Source organism: Microcystis sp. M53603_WE2, assembly GCF_030065435.1.
This window is the reverse complement of record NZ_JASJFF010000611.1, coordinates 1-1,304: the sequence shown is the minus strand read 5'-3', so window position 1 is coordinate 1,304 and position 1,304 is coordinate 1. Positions and strand designations below refer to the sequence as shown.

General features: G+C 43.6%; 2 protein-coding genes. Both read right to left on the bottom strand.

The window, feature by feature from the left end:
• Positions 1-836, bottom strand: an 836-nt coding sequence (locus tag PX481_RS12995) for a chorismate-binding protein (protein ID WP_288094700.1), incomplete at its 3' end; no start/stop codon positions are given.
• A gap of 241 nt (positions 837-1,077) precedes the next feature.
• The coding region (gene psaD / locus PX481_RS12990) for a photosystem I reaction center subunit II (RefSeq protein ID WP_288094699.1) at positions 1,078-1,304 on the bottom strand (227 nt) is incomplete at its 5' end.

Below are 1,304 nucleotides of genomic sequence, written 5' to 3'. Positions count from 1 at the left end.
GGATTAATCAGACGCAAGGAACGATATAAATCGAAGGGATGACCCTGATAATTAGCATTTAAACGCTGGGAAATAACCACCTGAAAAATATCCCCCGCTTTGATGTAATCCTTCGCTTTCAAGACATTTTGACAGAATTTTTCCTGAGTTGTATTGCTTTCATAGACTAATTCTTTTCCCTGACCAACGGGTAATAATTCCAAGGTTTTGGCATTAGTTGGTAGGGGTAATCGTAACTTCAGAACTAACTGTGTCACTCGATCGCAGGCCGCTTGATAAGCGGCCGCTAAATCGGGATTTTTACCCCGGATATCGGCATAAGCGATCGCCCAGATTTTCCGTTTAACTTGATCGAAAATAATCAGATTATCCACCTGCATCCAAATACCATCTGGTAGATCGGCATCCGTAGCGGCATAAATAGGCACTCGCGGTTCAATCCAATTAATTAATTCATAACCCCAAAAACCAAATAAACCCCCTATTCCCGCGGGTAATTGCGGCAATTTAACCGGCACAATCGGTGCTAAACATTGGGTTAAAATCTCAAAAGGATCCCCCGAAAAAATCTCTTGAGAACCATTACGAAAAGTTTGGGTGGTGGTGTTTCCCCGTGCTTCTAATACCCAGACGGGATCGCCTCCTAAAAAGCTGTAGCGTCCCAAGGTTTCGCCCCCTTCCACCGACTCTAATAAAAAATTGTAGGCTTGATCGGCACAAACTTTATACCAGGCCGAAACGGGTGTTTCTAGGTCAGCGACCCATTCTTGATAGACAGGAATAAAGTTACCTTGACCAGCGAGTTGACGAAAGCGATCGAAGTCGGGGAAGATCATATTTTGATGGTTCAGGAAACGGATAGCACAACACTTGTAGGGGAGAAAACTGATACTAAATCCTGTTTAAAAGGTATAGGAGAGTGGGAAGAAGGAATTAGGAATTAGGAATTAGGAGTTATGAAGGAGTGGGAAATGGGAAGTGGGAAGTGGGAAGTAACAGAAATCGAGAGTCAGAAGTTAAATCTTGGGGCTAAATAGCTTCTAAATCTAACTCCCCACTCTCGATTTTAGGGATTATTTATGCTTCGTAGGGAGTGACACCAGAGAACTTAATTGTCGCTGGTTCGGGGTTTTTGCCGATATTGCGGTCTTTTTTGCCGAAAAATTCACGACCGGCGTTAACTTTTTCGGGGAAGACACCATCAGCAGGGTGGAGATACTGCACTTCACCACTGGGGTAAATCCGATAGATTTTGTAATCTTCGATTTTGGGCTTGAATTTCGTCCGCAATTGGGTACCAAGAG